A 21,757-nucleotide genomic window follows, 5' to 3' on the forward strand; every position below is an offset into this window, starting at 1 on the left:
TGTTCGCCAAATCAGGCCGTCTGAAAAATATTTTCCCTGTTAACGTGTTTTTGTGTTAAAAATTGAAAATTACTCCACTACAATAATACTGCCATGACACATCTGAAATTACTCATTCTATCCGCCGCCCTGCTGACCGGCTGCCAAACCTATCAGGAGCACCAAAGCCGCCGCAGCAAAATTGCGCAGTTTGTCGTCAACCATCCCGTTGCCGCGAAGGCCATCGGCGTGGAAACCAAGCGCGGTGTCAATATTTCCAGCAATGCCGCCCGCCTTGCCGAACGCACGGGTCTGGACGACAAAGCCAACGGCGACGGCCGCGGCACACAAGTCAACGCCGTGCGCCACACCCTGTGGCAGGCCGCGATTTCCTCGCGTTTCGACAGCATCGTCGCTGAACGCGCAGGCAACGCCTACCTGAGCGATATGGAAGTTCGCGAAGGCAAAACCGACTATTACAGCCGCTACGCCGCCGACCAAGCCGTCGATATCCGCAACAACCGTATCGGCCGCAGCATCGGCAGCGGCAAGCCCAACGCGGATATGAAAACTCTGACCAACGCCGTTTTGTTCTACTACCACAAAATCGGCCTGTGGACAGCCTCATCCGTTCAGAGCGGCGGACGCAAGGTTTGGCGCATCCGCCAAAGCAAACTGAGCGCGCCCGTTTACCGCCAAGCCGTGAAAAACATCGAACCGCTCAGCGCCGACGGCATGACGGTAAAAGAAGAATGCCGCCGCAACCGCCCCGACCGTTTTTACAATCTGAAACAGTCCATCAAGGCGATTAAGCAGTTGCAGGATTAACGCGACGATTAAGCCGAACGGCACAGGGCAGGTTCTTTTAACCTGCCCTTTATTTTTTTCAGACGGCCCGGAGCTTGGCAGACGCCGTAGGCCGGATTCTTGAATCCGACAAAAACGAATCCTCCGCGAAACGCAAAAGGCCGTCTGAAAAAACGCCGCCGTTTCCCGCTTTTTGACTTGGTACAACGCCCCAAAACGGCGTAAACTTCCGTCAAACCTGAGGCCCCGCCGCAAAGGCCATCTGAAAAGACCGTTTTGCCGCAGCGGCCTTTTTTCACGAAAGGAACATCATGAATTTCGCCAACCGCTACATTCCCGCCACCCGTATGCGCCGCATGCGCAAAGACGATTTTTCCCGCCGTCTGATGCGCGAGCATACCCTTACCGCCGACGATCTGATTTACCCCGTTTTCGTTTTGGAAGGGCAGAATCAGGAAGAAGCCGTCGCCTCCATGCCCGGCGTCAAACGGCAGAGTTTGGACAAACTGCTCTACACCGCCGAAGACGCGCTGAACCTCGGCATTCCCATGCTCGCACTGTTTCCCGTCGTTACCCGCAACAAAACCGAAGGCGCGGAAGAAGCCTACAATCCCGAAGGCTTGGTGCCCACCGTCGTCCGCGCCCTGCGCGAAAAATTCCCCGAACTCGGCATCATGACCGACGTCGCCCTCGACCCCTACACCAGCCACGGGCAGGACGGCCTGACCGATTCAGACGGCTATGTAATGAACGACGAAACCATCGACGTACTCGTCAAACAAGCCCTTTGCCACGCCGAAGCGGGCGCGCAGGTCGTCGCCCCCTCCGACATGATGGACGGCCGCATCCTCGCCATCCGTGAAGCGCTGGAAGACGCCGGCCACATCCACACCCGCATCATGGCCTATTCCGCCAAATACGCCTCCGCCTTCTACGGCCCGTTCCGCGACGCCATCGGCAGTTCCGGCAACCTGGGCAAGGCCGACAAAAAAACCTACCAAATGGATCCCGCCAACACCGACGAAGCCTTGCAGGAAGTCGCGCTCGACCTCCAAGAAGGCGCGGACATGGTCATGGTCAAACCCGGCCTGCCGTATCTGGACGTCGTGCGCCGTGTCAAAGACGAATTCGGCGTCCCCACCTACGCCTATCAGGTTTCCGGCGAATACGCCATGCTCCGGGCCGCCATCCGAAACGGCTGGCTCGACGGCGGAAAAGTCATCCTCGAAAGCCTGCTCGCGTTCAAACGCGCCGGCGCCGACGGCATCCTGACCTACTACGCGCTAGAAGCCGCTCGGCTGCTGCACGAAAAATAAAAAGCCGCCGTAGGTACGGTTAGCCGCCCAAAGCGGCGTAACCGTACAAACCCGCGCAAACCCTGCCATACACCCCTTTACCCCTATTCTTTTCAGACGGTATCGGTGGGTATTTTCAAATGGTGTATAACGTGCGGTTACGCCGCCTTTGGGCGGCTAACCGCACCTACCTTTCGGGAAGTAAAAAGCAAACAAAGGCCGTCTGAATTTTCAGACGGCCTTTCCCTTTTCTGCAAACGCCTTTACAGCGCCGTATCCAGCCCTGCGCAAATATCGTTCCAAATATCGTCCGCGTCCTCAATCCCGATGGAAAAGCGCAGGAGGCCGACTTTAATACCCATCTGCATTTTTACATCGTGGGGCACGCCGCTGTGTGATTGGGAATAGCAATGGTTGACCAGGCTTTCGACGCCGCCGAGGCTGGAGGCCATTTTGACCATAGTCATGTTTTTAATCACATTATTGGCGGCTTCTTTGCTGTCGTTTTTCAGATAGACGGTCACAACGCCGCCGGCACCTTTGGGCATCTGCGTTTGCGTGAGCGCGTGGTGTTCGTGCGACGGCAGGCCTGGATAGAAGGCTTTTTCAACGGCGGGATGGTTTTCCAAACGGCGGGCGATTTCGAGGGCGTTTTTGCAATGGGCTTCCATGCGCAGCGCCAGCGTTTTGATGCCGCGCAACACCAGCCAGCAGTCCATCGGTCCGGCAATCGCGCCGCTGTTGACCATCATGGTGTGCAGCGGTTTGGCCAATTCTTTGGTTTTGACGACGACGACGCCCATCAAAACGTCGGAGTGGCCGCAGAGGTATTTGGTGGCGGAATGGAACACGATGTCGCAGCCCAAATCCAGCGGGCGTTGCAGATACGGCGTGGCGAAAGTGTTATCGATGCCGACCAGCGTGCCGGCGGCTTTGGCTTTCGCGGCCAGCGCCTGAATATCAACCAGACGCAAAAGCGGGTTGGACGGCGTTTCCAGCCAAACCATTTTCACTTTTTGCGCCGCTAAAATTTCGTCGAAGTTTTCAGGGCGGGTCAAATCGGCGAACACCACGTTCACGCCCCATTTGGCGTACACATCGATCAACAAATCATACGCGCCGCCGTAAATATCGGCCACCGCCACGATGGTATCGCCCGGCTGTAAAAACGTGCGCCAAACCGCGTCTATCCCCGCCATGCCGCTGGCAAACGCATAAGCCGCCGCGCCGCCTTCCAAATCGGCAACCGTGTCTTCCAAAATTCGGCGGGTCGGGTTGCTCAGGCGCGAGTAGCGGTAGGGAATCTGCTCGCCGATTTCGTGCAGGGCAAACATACTGTTTTGATAAATCGGCGGCATCAATGCGCGGTTGTGTCCGTCGCAGTCGTAGCTGGAATGGATGGCTTTAGTGGCGAATTTCATGGCGCGGCTCCGTTAAATGGTAAACGCGTCCATTCTAGCACTATCCGAAAAATTGAAACAATCAATCGCCGCACCATCCGCCGCGCAGCCGCGCGGTAAGTGATATAATCTCGCATTTCTGAGCGCAGCCGTTTTCAGACGGCCTGATGCCGTCTGAAACTTGAAAACCTGCGCCCCGCCCCGCATTTCCCTTTCCGTCTTATTTAAGGAAACCCCACGCATGAACGCCATTGCAGACGTGCAATCTTCCCGCGATTTACGCAATCTTCCGATCAACCAGGTCGGCATCAAAGACCTGCGTTTTCCCGTGCGCATCCAAAGCGCAGAGGGCGAACAATCCAGCGTCGCCCGCCTGACCATGACCGTCTATCTGCCCGCCGACCAAAAAGGCACGCATATGTCGCGTTTCGTCGCGCTGATGGAACGCCAAACCGAAGCCCTGAGCTTCGGCAGTCTGAAAAATCTGACCGAAGAAATGGTCGCCCTTTTGGATTCGCACTCGGGCAGAATCAGCGTGAGTTTTCCGTTTTTCCGCAAAAAAACCGCGCCCGTTTCCGGCATCCAATCGCTGCTCGATTACGACGTCACGCTTACCGGCGAAGTGAAAAACGGCGCATACAGCCACACGCTGAAAATCACCGTACCCGTTACCAGCCTCTGCCCGTGTTCCAAAGAAATCTCGCAATACGGCGCGCACAACCAGCGTTCGCACGTTACCGTCAGCCTGACCGCCAACGCCGAAGTCGGCATCGAAGAAGTCATCGACTGCGTCGAAGCGCAGTCCTCCTGCCAGCTTTACGGACTGCTCAAGCGCCCCGACGAAAAATACGTTACCGAAAAAGCGTATGAAAACCCGAAATTCGTCGAAGACATGGTTCGCGACGTCGCCACCGTCCTGATTGCCGACGCGCGCGTGGAAAGTTTCGTAGTCGAAAGCGAGAATTTCGAGTCTATCCACAACCATTCCGCGTATGCGTATATCGCCTATCCGTAAGCGTTGCGTCCGGGCGTTTGATAAAGCGAGGCCGTCTGAAAATCGGTTACTGAGCGTAGTCGAAATATCAGACGGCCTTTTCATTATTCCGCGTTTTTTTCCGGCTCGGGTACATTGAACACTTGGCGCAGATAGGCGAGGAAGGTGTCGTTGGTGGTCATGGTTTTGCCCGGACTGTCGGAGAGTTTGGCAACCGACTGGCGGTTGCACTCGACCAGTTTCAAAACGATATTGAGCGGCGTGTGGCCTAAGTCGTTGGTCAGGTTGGTGCCGATGCCGAAACTGGTTTTGAAGCGGTTTTTGAAATATTGGTGCAGCGCCCATGATTTTTCGATGTCGAGGCCGTCTGAAAAGGTGAGCATTTTGGTACGGCTGTCGATTTTGAGTTTTTTGTAGTGGGCATGGGCTTTGTCGCCCCAGACATAAGGATCGCCGCTGTCGTGGCGCAGGCCGTCGAAGAGTTTGGCGAAATAGAGGTCGAAATCGACGAGGAAGGCGTCCATGCCGACGACGTCGGTCAGCGCGATGCCGAGGTCGCCGCGGTATTCGTGTACCCAGCTTTCGAGCGCGGCTTTTTGGAAATTGCGCAGGCGCACGTCGAGTGCTTGGAAGGCTTGCAGAAATTCGTGCGCCATGGTGCCGATGGGGGTGATGCCGAGTTTTTGGGCGAGATAGACGTTGCTGGTGCCGCGCACAATATCGGGCGCGGCTTCGTTCAGAGTGCGGAGGACGTGTTCCTGCCATTGGAGCTTGTAGCGGCGGCGGGTGCCGAAATCGGAAATGAGAAACGGCGGGTCTTCGGGGTTTTGCAGCGCGGCGATTTCTTTCAGACGGCCTGCTTTGGCTTGCAGGCGGCGCTCGCCTTCGGCCAAAACTTCGGGCGTTTCGAGGCGGCGGAAATAGAGTTCGTTGACGATGGCGAGGATGAAGATTTCAAAAAACATCGCCTGTATCATCGGCCCTTCGATGCGGATATTCAGACGGCCTTGTTCGTCGGAATAAACTTTGACGAAACGGCGTTTGAGCTGGAAAAGCTCGAGGTAATCGACAAAATCGCTTTTGAGAAAACGCAGCCGGCGCAGATAGGCAAGCTCGTCTTCGGTAAACCTGAGGCTGCACAAGGCATCCAGCTCGCGCTCGAAATCGGCTTGGATTTCGGCCAGCGGATAGACCGTCTCTTTGTTTCGGCAGCGGAATTCGTACACGCTGTGGGTCTGCGGAAACTGGTGCAGAATCACTTGCAGCATGGTGAATTTGTATAAATCGGTATCGAGCAATGATTGGATAATCGGCGTCTGCATCGCGTTTCTCTTGTTCGTTGTTTGGGAAGGCTTATTAAAACACAGGGGACGGTTACGGGAAAGGCCGTCTGAATTTTCAGACGGCCTTTGCTGCGCGGGCTATTTTGCGCGTATCTGTTTCAGGAAGCGTTTGGTGCGCTCGTGCTGCGGGTTGGCAAACAGCGTTTCGGGCGCGCCCTGTTCGACAATCACGCCGCCGTCCATCACGACCACGACGTCGGCGACTTCCATCGCGAATTTGATTTCGTGGGTGACGACCGCCATCGTCCAGCCTTCCTGCGCCAGCTCTTTCATGGTATTCAAAACGTCTTGCACCAATTCGGGGTCGAGCGCGGAAGTCGGTTCGTCAAACAGCATCAGCTCGGGCTGGATGGCCAGCGCGCGGGCGATGCCGACGCGCTGCTGCTGTCCGCCGGAAAGCTGGTAGGGGTAAAGGCCGGCCTTGTCGCCCAAACCGACTTTTTCCAGCAGCCTCAGCGCCTCGCTGCGCGCGGTTTCTTTGGCTTTTTTCTGCACGGCGACCGGCCCTTCCATCACGTTTTCCAGCGCGGTTTTGTGCGGAAAAAGATTGTATTGCTGGAACACCATGCCGGATTTGCGCCGCAGCGCGAGGATGTCGGCTTTGCTCGGATTGTTTGCAAAATCAATCTTTAAGGGCGCGGCGTTGTCAAACTCAATCTGACCGGCTTCGGGCGTTTCCAGTGCGTTCAGACAGCGCAAAAACGTGGTTTTGCCCGAACCCGACGGCCCGAGGATGACCACGACCTGCCCTTTTTCGATGTCTAAATCGATGCCGCGCAGAATAGTGTTGTCGCCGAATGTTTTGCGGATATTGCGGATTTTAACCATGCCTGCTCCTTATTTCGCCACATAGCGGTCGAGGCGTTTTTCCAGCTTCGCCTGAATGAAAAACAAAACCCAGCAGAAGCACCAATACACCAGCGCCGCTTCGATATAGACGGGCAGGAAATCATAAGAGCGGTTGGCCGCTTCCATCGCCACGCGGAAAAGCTCGGTCACGGTAACGACCGCCGCCAGCGAGGTGTTTTTAAACAGCCCGATAAATTCGTTGCTCAAAGGCGGCACGGAAACGCGGAACGCCTGCGGCGTAATGATGCGGCGGAAGGTCTGGATATAGGTCATGCCGACTGAAAAACCTGCTTCCCACTGCCCTTTGGGCACGGACAAAATCGCTGCGCGTATGGTTTCCGACGCATACGCGCCGACGTTGATGGAAAAGCCGATAATCGCGGCGGGGACGGGATCGATAAACACGCCGATGGCGGGCAGGCCGTAAAACACGATGGAAATCTGCACCAGAATCGGCGTGCCCCTGATGGCGGAAATATAGATTTTGGCCAACGCCAGCGCAACGCGGTGCAGCCAGCCTTCAACGGGCATCACCCGCAAAAGCGCAACACCGACCGCCACCACCATACCGATGAGAAACGAACACACCGCCAGCGGCACGGAAATCAGAAAGCCTGCTTTGACCATCGGCCAAAACGCACTGATCACCAAATCAGCACGTGTTTCGCTCATAAACGGCAGTGAAGCCAGAAAATTATTTAACACTGATGTCTTTTCCGAAGAATTGTTCGCCCAGTTTTTTCAGCGTACCGTCGGCCTGAAGCTCTTTCATCGCCGCGCTGAACTTCGCTACGGCTTCGTCGTTGCCTTTGTTGACAATCAGACCCGAGCCGACTTTTTCCGCCGCAGGCGCGCTCCAAACGATTTTCACGTCGGCTTTCGGATTTTTCTTCAGATAATCCAATACCGCCAATTCGTCGTTGAGCGTCACTTCCGCGCGTTTTTGCTCAATCAGCATCAACGACTGCGCCAAACCGTCAACCGGCACAATATCCGCCTTCATTTCTTTGGCTTTTTCGCCGTAGTTGCTGGCCAGCGACTGCGCCGCTTTTACGCCGGCGATTTCTTTGACATCTTTGATTTTGCTGTCTTTACGCGCCACCAAAACCGCACCGCTCCAGCTGTAAGGCTCGGATTTGTCAAACGTCGCCTGACGCTCCGGGCTGGTCAGGCCGACTTGGTTGGCGACCACATCGAAACGCCCTGCTTTCAAACCCGCCATCATCGAATCCCAGTTGGTTTCCTTAAATTCGACTTTGACACCCAGTTTATCAGCCACCGCGCGGGTAACTTCCACATCGTAACCGGTGAGCTTGCCCGTATTGTCGTGATAGGTAAACGGCGCGTAAGTGCCTTCCGTACCCACGGTAATCGTGCCTTTATTATTGATGCGCTCGATCAGCGGCGTATTCTGCCCCTGCTGCGGCGCAGATGCGGCCGAACCGCTGCTGCCGCTGCCGCCGCAAGCCGCCAAAACCACGGCAGTCAGGCCACCCAAAACGAATTTTTTCAACATGATGAAGTTCCTCAAGATGGAATAAAGCGCGTATTCTAAGTGATAACCGCCTGAAACTCAAAAGAACGCTTGGTTTTATCAAATGCTCCAAACGGAATATAAAAGCCGTCTGAAAACAGCCTTTCAGACGGCCTGATTTGCTGCTATATTGAACGCGTACCAAATCTTTGCCGCAAGTGCGTTTTAACATGAAAACCGAAGACGACTACCTCGGCATGATGCCGTTTACCATCATCTTTATCGACCCGCTGCACACCGATTTCAAAGGCAGCGCCGCAAAACTCAACGCCTATCTCGCCCGCCACCCCCTCGCCCGCCCGCGCCTGCACCAGCCGCAGTTTGCCGCCAAAATGCTGGAAATGGCCGCCCATTCCGCCAATATGCGCGTGGTCGTGCGCAAGGCCGATGCGGCGGTCAAACGCGAGTTGCATTATGTCGTGCGCAAAGGCGTGTTTACCAGCGACGAAAAAATGTGGGCGTTTATCAACGACCCCGACAACCTCGCCCTCGTCAAAAACCAATAACCCTACAGGCCGTCTGAAATGCTTTTGTTTATCGACAACTACGACAGTTTTACCTACAACATCGTCCAATATTTCGCCGAACTCGGCCAAGAAATCCTCGTGCGCCGCAACGACGACATCACCTTAAACGAAATCGCCGTGCTGCAACCGCAATACCTCGTCATCGGCCCCGGCCCCTGTTCGCCCAAAGAAGCCGGCATCTCCGTCGCCGCCATGCAGCATTTTGCGGGCAAACTGCCGATTATGGGCGTCTGCCTCGGCCACCAGACCATAGGCGAAGCCTTCGGCGGCGACATCATGCGCGCACAAACGCTGATGCACGGCAAAGTCTCGCCCGTGTTCCACCACGGCACGGGTATGTTTAAAAACCTGCCCAACCCCGTAACCTGCACCCGTTACCACAGCCTCGTCATCGACCGCGCCACCCTGCCCGACTGCCTCGAAATCACGGCCTGGACGGAAGACGGCGAAATCATGGGCGTGCGCCACAAAGAATTTGCCATAGAGGGCGTGCAGTTCCACCCCGAAGCGCTGCTGACCGAATACGGGCATGAAATGCTGGCGAATTTTTTGAACGAGTTTGCGGATTTTAAAGCCGCGGCGTAAATGTTTTTCAGACGGCATGAGGGAGTTGGACAGGCCGTCTGAAAACCCCAACCCTAAGCGAGAAAAACCATGATTACCCCCCAACAAGCCATCGAACGCCTGATCAGCAACAACGAATTGTTTTACGACGAAATGACCGACCTGATGCGCCAAATTATGAGCGGACAAGTGCTGCCCGAACAAATCGCCGCGATTATCACCGGCCTGCGCATCAAAGTCGAAACCGTTTCCGAAATCAGCGCCGCCGCCGCCGTCATGCGCGAATTTGCTGCACTCGTTCCCGTCCGCGGCAAAGCCGCGCTGGTCGATATTGTCGGCACAGGCGGCGACGGTGCGAAGACGTTCAACATTTCCACCGCCTCCATGTTTGTCGCCGCCGCCGCCGGCGCGAAAGTGGCGAAACACGGCGGGCGCTCGGTTTCCTCTTCCAGCGGCGCGGCCGATGTCATCGAGCAGGCGGGCGCACCGCTGACGCTCACGCCCGAACAGGTCGGCCGCAGCATCGACGAAATCGGCATCGGTTTTATGTTTGCCCCAAACCACCACAGCGCCATGCGCCACGTCGCGCCCGTGCGCCGTGCACTCGGCTTTAGAAGCATTTTCAACATTTTAGGTCCGCTGACCAACCCTGCCGGTGCGCCCAACCAGCTTTTGGGCGTGTTCCACAAAGACCTCTGCGGCATCCTCTCGCGCGTGTTGCAGCAGCTCGATGCGGAACACGTTTTGGTCGTCAACGGTTCAGACGGCCTCGATGAAATCACGCTCACGGGCGCAACCCACGTCGCCGAACTGAAAAACGGCAAAATCCTCGAATACGACATCCGCCCCGAAGATTTCGGCATCGAAAGCCGCGCCAACCTCGACGAAATCCGTGTGGAAAACAGCCAGGAATCGCTGGAAACCATCCGCCGCGTGTTCGACGGCGAACGCGGCGCCGCACGCGACATCGTCCTCCTCAACGCCGCCGCCGCGCTGTATGCGGGTAACGTCGCCGATTCGCTGGACGACGGCGTGGAATTGGCGGCGGAAATGATTGATTCAGGCAAGGCGAAGGCGAAAATGGCAGAATTTGTCGCGTTCACCCAAGCGCTGGCGGCTGAGGCCGTCTGAAGTTGGGAAGAACGGTAAGCTTGCCCGTAGGCTGGGCTTCAGCCCGGCGAAGTTTCTGAAACATTTACCTAAAATCGCCGGGCTGAAGCCCAGCCTACGACTGCTAAAGTCCTGCCTGCGCCCTAAAAACACAAAGGCCGTCTGAAAATCCGGCAATACGGCAACCGATTTTCAGACGACCTCCCTGCCCCCGCAAACCCCATGTCAGAAATTCCCGCCCTACCCGTCTAAACGGTATCCAAAACCTAACAAAACAAGGAAACTACCGTGAAAAAACCGTACCTGTTTGTGGGGCTGCCCGTTGCCGTTTTGGCGGCTGCCGCTGCGTTTCTGCTGCCGCAAAATTCCACCGCCGCCGCGCCCGTTCCGCAGGCTTTGAGCGCGTTGAAAGACGTGCAGGGCAAGCCGGCGTCGAAATATCTGCTGAAAAACAAGCCGACTTTGGTGAAATTTTGGGCGAGCTGGTGTCCGCTTTGTCTGTCCGAACTCGGGCACACGGAAAAATGGGCGCAGGATGTGCGTTTCCAAAAGGCCAATCTGCTCACCGTCGCTTCGCCCGGTTTTCTGGGCGAGAAAAAAGACGCCGATTTCCGCAAATGGTACGCGGGGCTGAGTTATCCCAAGCTGCCCGTCGTCGTGGATAACGGCGGCGCGATTGCCAAAAGCCTGAACATCAGCGTTTACCCTTCTTGGGCGGTATTGAACCCCAAAGGCGAAGTGGCGCGGATTGTCAAAGGCAGCATCAACGAAGCGCAGGCTCTGGCGCTGATCGACAACCCGTCTGCCGACATAGGCCGTCTGAAAACGGTGTTCCACAAACCCGACAAACAAAAGGCATCTGCAAAAATGAATCTGAAAACCATCTATTTGGCCGGCGGCTGTTTCTGGGGCTTGGAAGCCTACTTTCAGCGTATCGACGGCGTGGCCGATGCGGTATCGGGCTACGCCAACGGCAAAACCGACAAACCGAGTTATGAAGACGTGGTGTACCGCAACACCGGCCACGCCGAGACCGTGCGCGTGACCTACGACGCCGACAAGCTGAGCCTCTCCGACATCCTCCAATACTACTTCCGCGTCATCGACCCAACCAGCCTCAACAAGCAGGGCAACGACCGCGGCACACAATACCGTACCGGCATCTACTACACCGATCCGGCCGAAAAAGCCGTCATTGCCGCCGCGCTGCAAAAAGAGCAAAAAAAATTCAGCGCACCGCTTGTGGTTGAAAACCTGCCGCTCAAGCAGTTTGCCGAAGCCGAGGAATACCATCAGGACTACCTGATTAAAAACCCCAACGGCTACTGCCACATCGACGTTTCCAAAGCCGACGAGCCGCTGGAAGGCAAAGCCGCCCCCGTGAAAAAAAGATTCGACCCCGCCACCTATAAAAAACCGAGCGATGCAGAGCTGAGGAAAATCCTCACGCCCGAGCAATACAACGTCACCCAAAAAGCGGGCACCGAATACGCCTTCAGCCACGAATACGACCATTTGTTCCAACCGGGCATCTACGTCGACATCGTCAGCGGCGAGCCCCTGTTTGCCTCGGCCGACAAATACAACTCCCATTGCGGCTGGCCGAGCTTCACCAAACCCATCGAAGCCGCCGCCGTTACCAATCATAAAGATTTCAGCTACAACATGGAACGCATCGAAGTGCGCAGCCGCGCCGCCGATTCCCATTTAGGCCACGTCTTCCCCGACGGCCCGCGCGACAAAGGCGGCCTGCGCTACTGCATCAACGGTGCCAGCCTGAAATTTATCCCGCTGGAACAGATGGATGACGAGGGTTACGGACATCTAAAACATTTGGCGAAATAAGTTTTGAAAAAACAGAGGCCGTCTGAAAATTCTGCCTGCGAAACGCAACGGAGGTTTTCAGACGGCCTTTAGCCTACCTATAAAAAACGTAAAAACTGCCCCGCACCCGCCGCAGGCGGATAATAAAACCCTCGATTCCAAAACAACCGCAAAGGAGCCGCTATGAACACCCCGCCTACCCCGCGCCGGCACAGTCTTGCCGCCATTGCCGCGCCTGCCGCCATCGGCGACACAGACCGTCTGAAAGAAGCGTTGCACCAAGCCTTTGAGGCGCAGAGCCTGACCGTCAACCAAGCGAAAGATGCGCTGGTGCAGCTTTATGCCTATTGCGGTTTGACGCGCCTGCACCTGTTCCCGAAGATTTTGGCAGCCTGAAAAACGGCACGCAGACGCAGACCGAACTCGTCGGCCGAGAAGTGAAAGGCGCGCTGTTCGACTTCGCGCCCGACATCGACCGCTATCTCAAAGCTCACCTGTTCGGCGACATTTTCGCGCACAGCACGCTGAATTGGCAGGAACGCGAAGTGTCCACCATCGCCGCGCTCGCCGCCATGAGCGGTACCGAAAGCCAGCTTGCCGCGCATAAAGCCATCGGTACGCACAACGGCCTGATCGAGGCGGAAACCGCCGCCGCCGTCCGCCAATGTGACTTTCGAACCCGCCACCCGCACGCATTGGCACATCCATCACAAACAGCGCCGGCTCCTGCTCGTCTGCGCGGGCGAGGGCTGGTATCAGGCCGAAGGCCAACCCGCGCAGCACCTGAAAGCGGGCGACGTGGTGGACATCCCCGCCGAAGCAAAACACTGGCACGGCGCGACGGCGGATTCGTGGTTCTCCCACATTTCCGTCATCGTGCCGCGCGAAGGCGCGGGCGTGGAATGGCCGGAAGCGGTGGGGGATGAGGTATATGGAGCGTTACCGGAGTAAGGCCGTCTGAAAAATGCCTGTCTGAGATGTTCGGACAGGCATTGCTTTATCCAAGGAAAAGCGGTTGGGCAGAAAGTCCGCCTCCTTTTCAATTTATTTCGCAGAGATACAACCTTTCCGCAGGCAAAGTAAAGGCCGTCTGAAAAACAAGCCTGTTTTCAGACGGCCTTTTTTCAAGCTGCCGATTACGCCGTTTTCAATTTGGCGTTGGCATCGCGCAGGGCGGTGCGCAGGCCTTCTTCGATAACGGGATGGTAAAACGGCATATCCAGCATCTGCGGCACGGTCATCTTCATCTGGTGCGCCCAAGCGAGCAGGTGCGCGAGATGTTCGGCGGCGGGACCTAAGATTTCGGCGCCGAGGAAGCGGCCGCTGCCTTGTTCGGCGTAAAGGCGCATATGGCCTTTGTTGACCAGCATCACGCGGCTGCGGCCCTGGTTTTTAAACGATACTTCGCCGATAACGTATTCTTCGGGTTTGTATTGTGCTTCGACGGAAGTGAAACGCAGGCCGATGAAAGCGATTTGCGGGTTGCTGAACACCACACCGATGCTGCTGCGGCGCAGGCCGTTGGTGATGTCGGGGTAGCGGCCGGCGTTGTCGCCCGCGATTTTGCCCTGGTCGGCGGCTTCGTGCAGCAGCGGAAGCTGGTTGGAGGCGTCGCCCGCAATGAAGATGTGCGGAATGCTGGTCTGCATGGTCAGTTCGTCGGCAACGGGCACGCCGCGGCTGTCAAGTTTGATATCGAGGTTTTCCAAGCCGATGTTGTCCACGTTGGCGCGGCGGCCGGCGGCGGCAAGCAGGTATTGGGCGGTATAGACACCGCTTGTGCCGTCGTTGTCTTCCCAATAAATTTTGACGTTGCCGTCTGAATCCAATTCGGCGCGCGCGGTGGTATTGAGGTGCAGTTCCAATTCTTCGCCGAACACGGCTTTGGCTTCGGCCAACACGACGGGATCGGAAATGCCGCCCAAACTGCCGTTTTGTCCGAAAATTTTCACTTTAACACCCAAGCGGTGCAGCGCCTGGCCGAGTTCCAAACCAATCACGCCCGGGCCGAACACGGCTACGCTTTCGGGCAGGGTGTCCCATGAGAAGACGTCGTCATTGATGATGACATGGTCGCCCAATGCCTGCCATTCGGGCGTAATCACGGGGTGCGAACCGGTGGCGATGACGAAACTTTTGGCGGTAATTTGCGTGTGGTCGTCGATTTGCACGGTATGCGCGTCAAGAAAGCGGGCTTTGCCCATGATGCGCTTGTCGGCCGGCCATTCTTCCACGTCGCTGACGACGAAGCCGACAAAGCGGTCGCGTTCGGATTTGACACGGTCCATCACTTCTTCACCGTTGACTTTGACGCTGTCTTTGTTGAGATGGATGCCGAACGGCGAAGTATGCAGCGCATGGTGGCGCGCTTCGGCGGCGGCAATCAGCAGTTTGGAAGGCATACAGCCAACGCGCGCGCAGGTGGTGCCGAAAACGTGGCTTTCAACCAGATAAACATTGTCGGTATGCAGGCGCGCGTTGCGAAATGCGCCCATGCCTGCGGTGCCGCCGCCAATGACGACAACGTCTGCCTGAATCTGTTTCATGATGGTTTCCTTTCGTTTGGCGGCTGTCTGAAAAGTTGGAAAATGAATTTTCAGACGGCCTTGGGAGATTTTTGCAACAGTATCGGCCTGTTTGAAAAACGCCGTTTGAAACAATCAATCACGGCGGCCGACGGTAATCGAGAGCCGTTCGGGTAATACAGCCGCGGGTTCTGTATTACCCGAACAGCCCTCGGGCGGTTCGGGAAGCGCGGTTTGAACGCTCAAGCCGCGCTTGGCTTTTCAGCAGTTGCAGCAATTATTTTTTGGACAGGTAGGCTTCCAATTCTTCGCTGCCGCCGATGTATTGGCCGCCGATGAATACCTGCGGCGCAGTCAGTTTGCCGGTGATGGCGCGGACAGAAGTAACGGTGGCATCTTTGCCCAATACGATTTCTTCGTAAGCCAAGCCTTTGTCTTGCAGCGCTTTTTTAGCTTTCGCGCAGAATTGGCAGCCCGGTTTGGTGAAGATGGCAATGGATTCTTGCACTTTCCAGTCGGGCGCGATGAATTTCAACATGGTGTCGGCGTCGGACACTTTGAAAGGATCGCCCGGCTCTTGCGGCTCGATGAACATTTTTTCGATTTTGCCGTCGTTAACCAGCATAGAGTAGCGCCAAGAGCGTTTGCCGAAGCCCAAGTCGTTTTTGTCGACCAGCATGCCCATACCTTCGGTAAATTCGCCATTGCCGTCGGGAATCATCACGATGTTGTCGGATTCTTCTTCGGCCGCCCAAGCGTTCATCACGAAGGTGTCGTTAACGGAAACGCAGTAAATGGCGTCGATACCGTTTTCTTTAAACGCGCCAAACAGCTCGTTGTAACGCGGCAGGTGGGTAGAAGAACAAGTCGGGGTAAACGCGCCCGGCAGAGAGAAGACAACGACTTTTTTACCTTTAAACAAATCATCGGTGGAAACATCTTTCCATGCGTCGCCGACGCGGGTGTGGAATACAACATTAGGCACTTGTTGGCCGGTACGGTCTTGCAAAGCCATTTTCAGCTCCTTTTCATAACAGGTTGGAAGATTGTGTGAACGATGAAAGGCATTCTAGCGCAGTCATCATGATTTGTATAATTTATAGTTAAAATATTCTTGATTATTTAAAACTATAAATTTATTCTTCAAACGGCATGGAAAAAGATATAGGCCGTCTGAAAATAAACAAGAGTTTGGGACTTCCTGAAAATTCATCACGCGGCGGATTTCGGCAGAAAATCCGTTCGCGGATGAAATGTCAGGAAGCCCTAGTTGAAACTGCCCGCATCTTCGGCCACTTTTTCGCGGATATAGTTTTCCGCAATGTCTTTCAAACCGTAGCGGTCTGCGGCTTCAGACGGCCTGTACAGCGGCGCGAAGTCCAGACGGATACGGATTTGCGGCATGGCAAGAATGCGCCGGAGCGATGTGAACAGATTCACATCGGCGTAAGACGGAATATCGCTGCGGCGCCCCGCCTCATCGTAATAGCGCAGGGTCACGGCCTGAATTGGCGCATCGGCATCAATGGCCGACTGAAACAGCGCGGCTTTAAACGGCAGAATATCCCGCCCCGACGACGTGCGCGCTTCGGGGAAAAAGCTGACGTTCCGCCCTGCGCGCAAAGCGGCGGCGATGGCTTGGTTGGTCGGCTCAATGTCGCGGCGGGAATTGCGGTTGATAAACACAGTGCCCGCGTTTGCACCCATTTTACCCAAAACCGGCCATTCGGCAACTTCCTGTTTAGCGATAAAACTGGCGGGAATCAGTGCGCTCATGGCAAAAATATCCAGCCACGAAACATGGTTTGCCACCACCAAAACGCCGCCGTCCGCCGCTTCGGGCGGCGTACCCGTTTCCAAAACCACATCCAGCGCCTGCAACGCGCCCGTTCCCAGCGTTTCCACCGCCAGATTGCGCCGCTGCGGGTCGCTGCCGTCGATGCGGCGCAGGTTGCGGCCGGTTTGGAACAGCCAAACCGCCAGTCGGAACAGGCGGCGGATGCGGACGGAAAAAGCTGCTTTTTTGGAAGACATATTCTGTTTCTTTTTGTTTGCGAAATGCTGAAATGGGGGCGGGGGACGGGAATTTCAAAAAGGCCGTGGCTTTTGCAAAAATTACAAAAGGCTGTCTGAGACTTCAGCTACGCTCAGTAAACTGAATTGTGCAGGCTGGGCTTCAGCCCAGCTGAATCCGATAAAATGCTGGGCTGATGGTTCGACAGGCTCATCAACCGAGCCCGGCCTACACTGTTTGCTTTTCAAGTTATTTTATGGATGAAAAATTTTTCGGAAAAGTAAACGTACATTACTGCATAAATGGGCACGGCATCGGCGAAAGTTCGGTTACCGAGCGAAGCCGAAGTTTCAGACGGCCTTTCCGTTTTTGCACAAATTCTCATGCCGTCTGATGCTTCGACCACGCTCGGCAACCGAACTGCTGCCGACCGTTTCCATGCTTTTTCAGACGGCCTCATTTCTGGCAATGTGCGCAATAAAACGTACCGCGTTGGCCGATGACTGCTTTCTGAATCAGGCTGCCGCATTTGACGCACGGCTCGTTGTGGCGGCCGTAAACCGTATATTCCTGCTGGAAATAACCGCTTTTGCCGTCGCTGTTGACAAAATCGCGCAGCGTGCTGCCGCCCGTTTCGATGGCGCGCGCGAGCACGGTTTTAATGGTTTCGACCAACAGCGCGCATTCTTTGCGGCTCACTTTGTCGGCAGGCCGCTGCGGCAGAATGCCTGCTTTAAACAGGCTTTCGTTGGCGTAAATATTACCCACGCCGACCACGACCGCGTTGTCCATCAACGCCGTTTTGACTGCGCGTTTCTGCGTTTTCAGACGACCGTAAAGATAGGCCGCGTCAAATTCCGCCGACAAAGGCTCGACGCCCAGTTTTTCCAGCAGCGGATGAGTTTCAGCAATTCCTTCATACCACAACATCGCGCCGAATTTGCGCGGGTCGTGGTAACGCAATATCGTGCCGTCTGAAAAAACGATGTCGATATGGTCGTGTTTGTCGGGCGCACCAATCCGCGCATCGCCCGCGGTAAAAATCCGCAGGCTGCCCGACATACCCAAATGAATCAACAAGATGCCCGTTTGGAACTGCACAATCAGATACTTCGCCCGCCGCGCGCAGTTTTCCACCGTCTGCCCAGCCAGAATTTCAGGCAAATCCGCGCGCAACGGCCAGCGCAGCTTGGTTTGGCGCAACACGGCCTGTTTCACGGTTTTACCCGTAATATGCGGCGCAACACCGCGCAGCGTGGTTTCGACTTCGGGTAGTTCGGGCATGTTTTTTCTCGGGAAAGGGGTAGGCGGGGGTTGAGGCCGTCTGAAAAATTAATAATGATGGAAGCGTTTTCTGGGGAGCAACCTTGCTGGGCTGAAGCCCAGCCTACAGCCTGAAAATTTTACCGGTGTGGTTTCACAATCGTATTGTAAGCCAAGCTCGGTCGGTGAACCTGTCAAACCATCAGCCCGGCAAAGTTGCGGATTCTTATGTAAGCTATAAATACCCGCTTTTCAGACGGCCTTTCACACTTCCAAAAAACAAGGCTGTCTGAAAAACTCAATCCGCGCGTTTTCCCATTCTCGCCGCGCCGAGCACCACCGGATTGCCGCTTTCTTTCAAAGCCGCTTCCACTTCGGGCAGCGGGCGCACACCGGCGACGCGTTTGATTAAAACCAAGCCGTACACAGCGGCGCATTGCGGCCACCAGCGGTCACCGGCTTTTTCCAAAAACTGCCAGAATTTCAGCGAATTAAGCGATTCGACAGGCGGCACATAAACCATAAACTTCCCGTATTCGACCTCAAAACCCAGCGCAGCGGTCTGCCGTTTGAATTCGGGCAACGACAGGCGGTTTTGCTTTTCCGGCAGGCATTTTCCGTCAAACAGGCGGCTGCCGCCCCAAAGCGAATTCGGGTTGAACCCGCTGACCACCAAGCGCCCCTCAGGCTTCAATACCCGCGTGGCTTCGGCGAGCGCAATCAGCGGATTGGCACAGTATTCGTGGCTGTGCGGCATCAGCAGAACGTCGAGCGACCGGCTTTCCCACGCCATTGCATCGGCGTTCATCCGCACGTTTTCGGGCACGCGGATCAGGTTTTCAGACGGCATAAGCCACGGCGCACCGATTTGAACGGCCGTCTGAACGCGGCCCGGGGCGTGGGCGGCAAAAAAACGCCGCTCTTTTTCCGCGACATAGCCGCCGAGTACCGTCTGTTCAAACCATTGGCTCATCGTCTGCTCCGAGGGCTCAGGAAAATCCGTTCTCCATCATAATCTGGCCGGGAATACGGTTGCGGTGCATAGCGAAACCCAAATCCAGCAGCGCCTGGAAGGTGTCTTTGACCATTTCGGGATTGCCGCAAACCATAAAGCGCGTGTTTTCTTGGTCGAACTCCAAGCCCGATGCGGCTTCGAGCGTGCCGTCTGAAAGCAGCGCGGGAATCCGTTTCAAGCCCAACGCACCCGCAGTTTCTTCGCGCGTGGTCACGGGGATGAAGCGGAATTTTGAGAAAAATTCTCCAATCAGCGGGTGCGACTGCAAGGCGGCCAAGCGTTCGTTGAAAATCAGTTCGCCGGCGTAGGAAACGGAATGCACCAAAACCAAATGCTCGAAACGCTGCCAGATTTCGGGCTGTTCCAAAATCGACAAAAACGGCGCAATACCCGAACCCGTACAGAGCATGACCAAATCCCTGCCGTCGGGGAAGCGCTCGGGCAGAAGGAAACCGGTTGCCGTTTTGTCCAGCAAAATCGTGTCGCCCGCCTGCATCGCAGCCAATTTCGCCGACATCGGCCCGCTCTCGATTAAAACGGTAAAATATTCCAAAGTGTCGGCATATTCTGCCGAAACCACCGAATACGCGCGCCAGATAAAGCCTTCGCCGTCGCGAAAACCCAGCCGCGAAAACTGTCCCGCCGAAAAACGGTAAGCCTCGGGACGGGTAATGGCAAACGTCATCAGCTTGGGCGTATAGTGTTTGACCCACAAAACTTTTTCTTCGGTAAACTTGGCTTCAGGCGCGGCGCTCATGGGTTTTCCTTATCGGGACGGAGTTTTCAGACGGCCTATTATATAGGGAAACGCGGCTGGCGGGTTTTTCGGGCGGCTTAAATGTTTGGACGTTTTCCAAATGAAAGGCCGTCTGAAAACCTTCATACCGAAGTTTTTCAGACGGCCTTTGGCAAACAAAAAATCAACGGCGGTCGATAAAGCGGTAGTAGGTTTCACCCTCTTGGACGTAACCCAATTCCACCCGCGCAATCTCGGAGATGGCTTCTTGGCCTTTGGCCAAATCCGACACCTCCGCCGCCAGGAAATTATTGCGCAAAGCGAGCGTCTGATTTTTTTCCTGCTGCATACCGAACTGTTCCTGCAATTCGCCGGAATATCCGACGCTGCCTTTTCCAAACCACAGACTGTACTGGAAGCTCAGCAGTGCGACAGTTAAAACGACAGTAACCCACTTCATGCGTCTGTTTTCCTTGCTTTATTTGCCCAATTGGTAAAATGCAGCTTTGCCCGGATAGTATGCGGCTTCGGCCAATTCTTCTTCGATGCGCAAAAGCTGGTTGTATTTCGCCATGCGGTCAGAACGGCTCAATGAGCCAGTTTTAATCTGCATACAGTTGGTGGCAACGGCCAAGTCGGCGATGGTCGAATCTTCGGTTTCGCCCGAACGGTGGCTCATCACGCTGGCGTAGCGGTTGCGTTTGGCCAGATCGACGGCTTTGAGGGTTTCGCTCAGGGTACCGATTTGGTTGACTTTCACCAGCAGCGCGTTGGCCACGCCTTTCTCGATGCCTTCGGCCAAGATTTTCGGGTTGGTAACAAACAGGTCGTCACCGACAAGCTGCACTTTACCACCGAGTTTTTCGGTCAGCAGTTTCCAGCCGTCCCAATCGTTTTCGTCCATACCGTCTTCGATGGAGATAATCGGGAATTCGGCAACCAAACCGGCCAGATAATCGGCAAATTCGGCGCTGGTCAGCGCCAGACCTTCGGCTTCGAGGTGGTATTTGCCGTCTTTGTAAAACTCGCTGGAAGCGCAGTCCATTGCAAACAGTACGTCTTCGCCTGCTTTGTAGCCTGCGGCTTCAACGGCTTCGACCATCAGTTGCAGCGCTTCTTTATGGGTATTCAGGTTGGGTGCAAAACCGCCTTCGTCACCCACGGTAGTCGGGAAGCCTTTGCTGTCGCACAGTTTTTTCAGCGCATGGAACACTTCCGCACCGCAGCGCAGCGCTTCGCGGAACGATTTCGCGCCTACGGGCATAATCATAAACTCTTGAATATTCAGGGTATTATTAGCATGTTCACCGCCATTTATAACATTCATCATCGGCACGGGCATCGCCATCGGGCCGGCACCGCCCAAGTAGCGGTAAAGCGGCAGGCCGGAATCTTCGGCGGCGGCGCGGGCAACGGCCATTGAAACGGCCAAAGTGGCGTTCGCACCCAAATTGCCTTTATTGTCGGTACCGTCCAATTCGATCATGATTTGGTCGATGTAAGACTGCTCGTTGGCGTCGATGCCGATCAGAGCCTGGGCGATTTCGTTGTTGACGTGCTCGACGGCTTTCAGCACGCCTTTGCCCAAATAACGGCTTTTGTCGCCGTCGCGCAGTTCCAAAGCCTCTTTCTGGCCGGTAGAAGCGCCGCTCGGCACGGCAGCACGACCCATCACGCCGGATTCCAGCAATACGTCGCATTCAACAGTCGGATTGCCGCGTGAATCCAAAATTTCGCGGGCAAAAATATCAACAATCGTGCTCATGAAAATTCTCCAAGTGTTAAAACAGTAAAAAGAAAGGAAACCGCATGAAAAGCCGCCCGAATCATGTTTTCAGACAACCTCTGTTTTTCAGACGGCTTTACGCCGCGCTTGGGCGTGAAATTATATTACAAAGCGGATTATACTGTTTAAATCCGCTTGAAAACGACCGTTTTTCACGCTGATTCGGCAAAATTTGCCCCATATCAAATCAGG

Annotated in this window: 22 protein-coding genes and 1 pseudogene; 10 read left to right on the forward strand and 13 right to left on the reverse strand. The window is 55.5% G+C overall.

All coding sequences use genetic code 11. The features are described 5' to 3' along the window. The first annotated feature begins 93 nt into the window (after window positions 1-93). Together BG910_RS02125 and hemB are read left to right on the forward strand one after the other, a co-directional pair. Entirely contained in the window at window positions 94-807 is a 714-nt protein-coding gene (locus BG910_RS02125; RefSeq protein WP_089035422.1) for a DUF6973 domain-containing protein, read from the forward strand. Window positions 808-1,097: 290 nt separating this feature from the next. Continuing rightward, the gene (hemB, locus tag BG910_RS02130) at window positions 1,098-2,102 is read left to right on the forward strand and encodes a porphobilinogen synthase (RefSeq protein ID WP_089035423.1); all 1,005 of its coding nucleotides are present in this window, start codon (window positions 1,098-1,100) and stop codon (window positions 2,100-2,102) included. 242 nt (window positions 2,103-2,344) lie between these two features. On the opposite strand, the gene BG910_RS02135 is transcribed toward hemB, so the two are convergent. After that, window positions 2,345-3,502, reverse strand: coding sequence for a trans-sulfuration enzyme family protein (locus BG910_RS02135; RefSeq protein ID WP_089035424.1), 1,158 nt, complete (start codon window positions 3,500-3,502; stop codon window positions 2,345-2,347). A 220-nt stretch (window positions 3,503-3,722) separates the two neighbouring features. Between BG910_RS02135 and folE2 the strand changes: the two genes are divergently transcribed. Then, window positions 3,723-4,496, forward strand: a complete 774-nt coding sequence (folE2, locus tag BG910_RS02145; RefSeq protein WP_089035426.1) for a GTP cyclohydrolase FolE2 — start codon at window positions 3,723-3,725, stop codon at window positions 4,494-4,496. Between the two features lie 83 nt (window positions 4,497-4,579). Here folE2 and pncB read toward each other — a convergent pair whose 3' ends face one another. The 4 genes from pncB to BG910_RS02165 form a co-directional block, all read right to left on the reverse strand. Next, window positions 4,580-5,797 (reverse strand): nicotinate phosphoribosyltransferase, encoded by a 1,218-nt coding sequence (gene pncB / locus BG910_RS02150; protein WP_089035427.1) that lies wholly within the window; start codon window positions 5,795-5,797, stop codon window positions 4,580-4,582. A gap of 99 nt (window positions 5,798-5,896) precedes the next feature. After that, complete coding sequence (locus BG910_RS02155; protein WP_089035428.1) at window positions 5,897-6,646, reverse strand: amino acid ABC transporter ATP-binding protein; 750 nt, start codon at window positions 6,644-6,646, stop codon at window positions 5,897-5,899. Between the two features lie 9 nt (window positions 6,647-6,655). Next, complete coding sequence (locus BG910_RS02160; protein ID WP_089035429.1) at window positions 6,656-7,372, reverse strand: amino acid ABC transporter permease; 717 nt, start codon at window positions 7,370-7,372, stop codon at window positions 6,656-6,658. After that, on the reverse strand, window positions 7,362-8,183 hold the full coding sequence (locus tag BG910_RS02165) for an amino acid ABC transporter substrate-binding protein (protein ID WP_198344814.1): 822 nt from the start codon (window positions 8,181-8,183) through the stop codon (window positions 7,362-7,364). The genes BG910_RS02160 and BG910_RS02165 overlap by 11 nt, the downstream gene beginning before the upstream one ends. 188 nt (window positions 8,184-8,371) lie before the next feature. On the opposite strand from BG910_RS02165, the gene BG910_RS02170 reads away from it, so the two are divergent. From BG910_RS02170 to BG910_RS12700, 7 genes and pseudogenes are all read left to right on the forward strand, one after another. Continuing rightward, the gene (locus BG910_RS02170; protein ID WP_089035430.1) at window positions 8,372-8,707 is read left to right on the forward strand and encodes a hypothetical protein; all 336 of its coding nucleotides are present in this window, start codon (window positions 8,372-8,374) and stop codon (window positions 8,705-8,707) included. Window positions 8,708-8,725: 18 nt separating this feature from the next. Continuing rightward, window positions 8,726-9,313, forward strand: coding sequence for an aminodeoxychorismate/anthranilate synthase component II (locus tag BG910_RS02175; RefSeq protein ID WP_089035431.1), 588 nt, complete (start codon window positions 8,726-8,728; stop codon window positions 9,311-9,313). Between the two features lie 69 nt (window positions 9,314-9,382). Further along, the gene (gene trpD, locus BG910_RS02180) at window positions 9,383-10,423 is read left to right on the forward strand and encodes an anthranilate phosphoribosyltransferase (protein WP_089035432.1); all 1,041 of its coding nucleotides are present in this window, start codon (window positions 9,383-9,385) and stop codon (window positions 10,421-10,423) included. A gap of 309 nt (window positions 10,424-10,732) precedes the next feature. Continuing rightward, window positions 10,733-12,247: a bifunctional peptide-methionine (S)-S-oxide reductase MsrA/peptide-methionine (R)-S-oxide reductase MsrB gene (gene msrAB / locus BG910_RS02185; protein ID WP_408633791.1), complete on the forward strand. Its 1,515-nt coding sequence runs from the start codon at window positions 10,733-10,735 to the stop codon at window positions 12,245-12,247. Between the two features lie 162 nt (window positions 12,248-12,409). After that, on the forward strand, window positions 12,410-12,622 hold the full coding sequence (locus BG910_RS12690) for a hypothetical protein (protein WP_232462222.1): 213 nt from the start codon (window positions 12,410-12,412) through the stop codon (window positions 12,620-12,622). A gap of 41 nt (window positions 12,623-12,663) precedes the next feature. Beyond that, a pseudogene (locus BG910_RS13125) lies at window positions 12,664-12,843 on the forward strand (carboxymuconolactone decarboxylase family protein); the annotation flags it as partial. Between the two features lie 49 nt (window positions 12,844-12,892). Further along, complete coding sequence (locus tag BG910_RS12700; RefSeq protein WP_232462224.1) at window positions 12,893-13,177, forward strand: cupin domain-containing protein; 285 nt, start codon at window positions 12,893-12,895, stop codon at window positions 13,175-13,177. 185 nt (window positions 13,178-13,362) lie between these two features. Here the strand turns inward: BG910_RS12700 and BG910_RS02195 are convergent, their stop codons facing one another. From BG910_RS02195 to eno, 8 genes are all read right to left on the reverse strand, one after another. Further along, window positions 13,363-14,772, reverse strand: a complete 1,410-nt coding sequence (locus tag BG910_RS02195) for a dihydrolipoyl dehydrogenase (RefSeq protein WP_089037092.1) — start codon at window positions 14,770-14,772, stop codon at window positions 13,363-13,365. A 256-nt stretch (window positions 14,773-15,028) separates the two neighbouring features. Further along, window positions 15,029-15,766 carry a glutathione peroxidase gene (locus BG910_RS02200; protein ID WP_089035434.1) on the reverse strand — a complete coding sequence of 246 codons (738 nt, stop codon included), beginning with the start codon at window positions 15,764-15,766 and terminating at the stop codon, window positions 15,029-15,031. 251 nt (window positions 15,767-16,017) lie between these two features. Beyond that, window positions 16,018-16,785, reverse strand: coding sequence for a 1-acylglycerol-3-phosphate O-acyltransferase (locus tag BG910_RS02205; RefSeq protein ID WP_089035435.1), 768 nt, complete (start codon window positions 16,783-16,785; stop codon window positions 16,018-16,020). 436 nt (window positions 16,786-17,221) lie between these two features. Beyond that, window positions 17,222-18,049: a bifunctional DNA-formamidopyrimidine glycosylase/DNA-(apurinic or apyrimidinic site) lyase gene (mutM, locus tag BG910_RS02215; RefSeq protein ID WP_089035437.1), complete on the reverse strand. Its 828-nt coding sequence runs from the start codon at window positions 18,047-18,049 to the stop codon at window positions 17,222-17,224. A 277-nt stretch (window positions 18,050-18,326) separates the two neighbouring features. Beyond that, window positions 18,327-19,001: a class I SAM-dependent methyltransferase gene (locus BG910_RS02220; RefSeq protein ID WP_089035438.1), complete on the reverse strand. Its 675-nt coding sequence runs from the start codon at window positions 18,999-19,001 to the stop codon at window positions 18,327-18,329. A 16-nt stretch (window positions 19,002-19,017) separates the two neighbouring features. Then, a complete protein-coding gene (locus tag BG910_RS02225) occupies window positions 19,018-19,800 on the reverse strand; it encodes a ferredoxin--NADP reductase (RefSeq protein ID WP_089035439.1) in 783 nt (260 codons plus the stop codon). A gap of 163 nt (window positions 19,801-19,963) precedes the next feature. Next, entirely contained in the window at window positions 19,964-20,239 is a 276-nt protein-coding gene (ftsB, locus tag BG910_RS02230; protein WP_089035440.1) for a cell division protein FtsB, read from the reverse strand. 18 nt (window positions 20,240-20,257) lie between these two features. Then, a complete protein-coding gene (gene eno / locus BG910_RS02235) occupies window positions 20,258-21,544 on the reverse strand; it encodes a phosphopyruvate hydratase (RefSeq protein WP_089035441.1) in 1,287 nt (428 codons plus the stop codon). Window positions 21,545-21,757: the final 213 nt, after the last annotated feature.

Origin of the sequence: Neisseria chenwenguii (assembly GCF_002216145.1) — a bacterium.
Lineage (GTDB): Bacteria > Pseudomonadota > Gammaproteobacteria > Burkholderiales > Neisseriaceae > Neisseria > Neisseria chenwenguii.

Coding starts and splice junctions, on each gene's coding strand:
- BG910_RS02125 (WP_089035422.1), top strand. CDS start 94: ATGACACATCTGAAATTACTCATTCTATCCGCCGCCCTGCTGACCGGC.
- hemB (WP_089035423.1), top strand. CDS start 1,098: ATGAATTTCGCCAACCGCTACATTCCCGCCACCCGTATGCGCCGCATG.
- BG910_RS02135 (WP_089035424.1), bottom strand. CDS start 3,502: ATGAAATTCGCCACTAAAGCCATCCATTCCAGCTACGACTGCGACGGA.
- folE2 (WP_089035426.1), top strand. CDS start 3,723: ATGAACGCCATTGCAGACGTGCAATCTTCCCGCGATTTACGCAATCTT.
- pncB (WP_089035427.1), bottom strand. CDS start 5,797: ATGCAGACGCCGATTATCCAATCATTGCTCGATACCGATTTATACAAA.
- BG910_RS02155 (WP_089035428.1), bottom strand. CDS start 6,646: ATGGTTAAAATCCGCAATATCCGCAAAACATTCGGCGACAACACTATT.
- BG910_RS02165 (WP_198344814.1), bottom strand. CDS start 8,183: ATGTTGAAAAAATTCGTTTTGGGTGGCCTGACTGCCGTGGTTTTGGCG.
- BG910_RS02170 (WP_089035430.1), top strand. CDS start 8,372: ATGAAAACCGAAGACGACTACCTCGGCATGATGCCGTTTACCATCATC.
- BG910_RS02175 (WP_089035431.1), top strand. CDS start 8,726: ATGCTTTTGTTTATCGACAACTACGACAGTTTTACCTACAACATCGTC.
- trpD (WP_089035432.1), top strand. CDS start 9,383: ATGATTACCCCCCAACAAGCCATCGAACGCCTGATCAGCAACAACGAA.
- BG910_RS12690 (WP_232462222.1), top strand. CDS start 12,410: ATGAACACCCCGCCTACCCCGCGCCGGCACAGTCTTGCCGCCATTGCC.
- BG910_RS02195 (WP_089037092.1), bottom strand. CDS start 14,772: ATGAAACAGATTCAGGCAGACGTTGTCGTCATTGGCGGCGGCACCGCA.
- BG910_RS02200 (WP_089035434.1), bottom strand. CDS start 15,766: ATGGCTTTGCAAGACCGTACCGGCCAACAAGTGCCTAATGTTGTATTC.
- BG910_RS02205 (WP_089035435.1), bottom strand. CDS start 16,785: ATGTCTTCCAAAAAAGCAGCTTTTTCCGTCCGCATCCGCCGCCTGTTC.
- mutM (WP_089035437.1), bottom strand. CDS start 18,049: ATGCCCGAACTACCCGAAGTCGAAACCACGCTGCGCGGTGTTGCGCCG.
- BG910_RS02220 (WP_089035438.1), bottom strand. CDS start 19,001: ATGAGCCAATGGTTTGAACAGACGGTACTCGGCGGCTATGTCGCGGAA.
- BG910_RS02225 (WP_089035439.1), bottom strand. CDS start 19,800: ATGAGCGCCGCGCCTGAAGCCAAGTTTACCGAAGAAAAAGTTTTGTGG.
- ftsB (WP_089035440.1), bottom strand. CDS start 20,239: ATGAAGTGGGTTACTGTCGTTTTAACTGTCGCACTGCTGAGCTTCCAG.
- eno (WP_089035441.1), bottom strand. CDS start 21,544: ATGAGCACGATTGTTGATATTTTTGCCCGCGAAATTTTGGATTCACGC.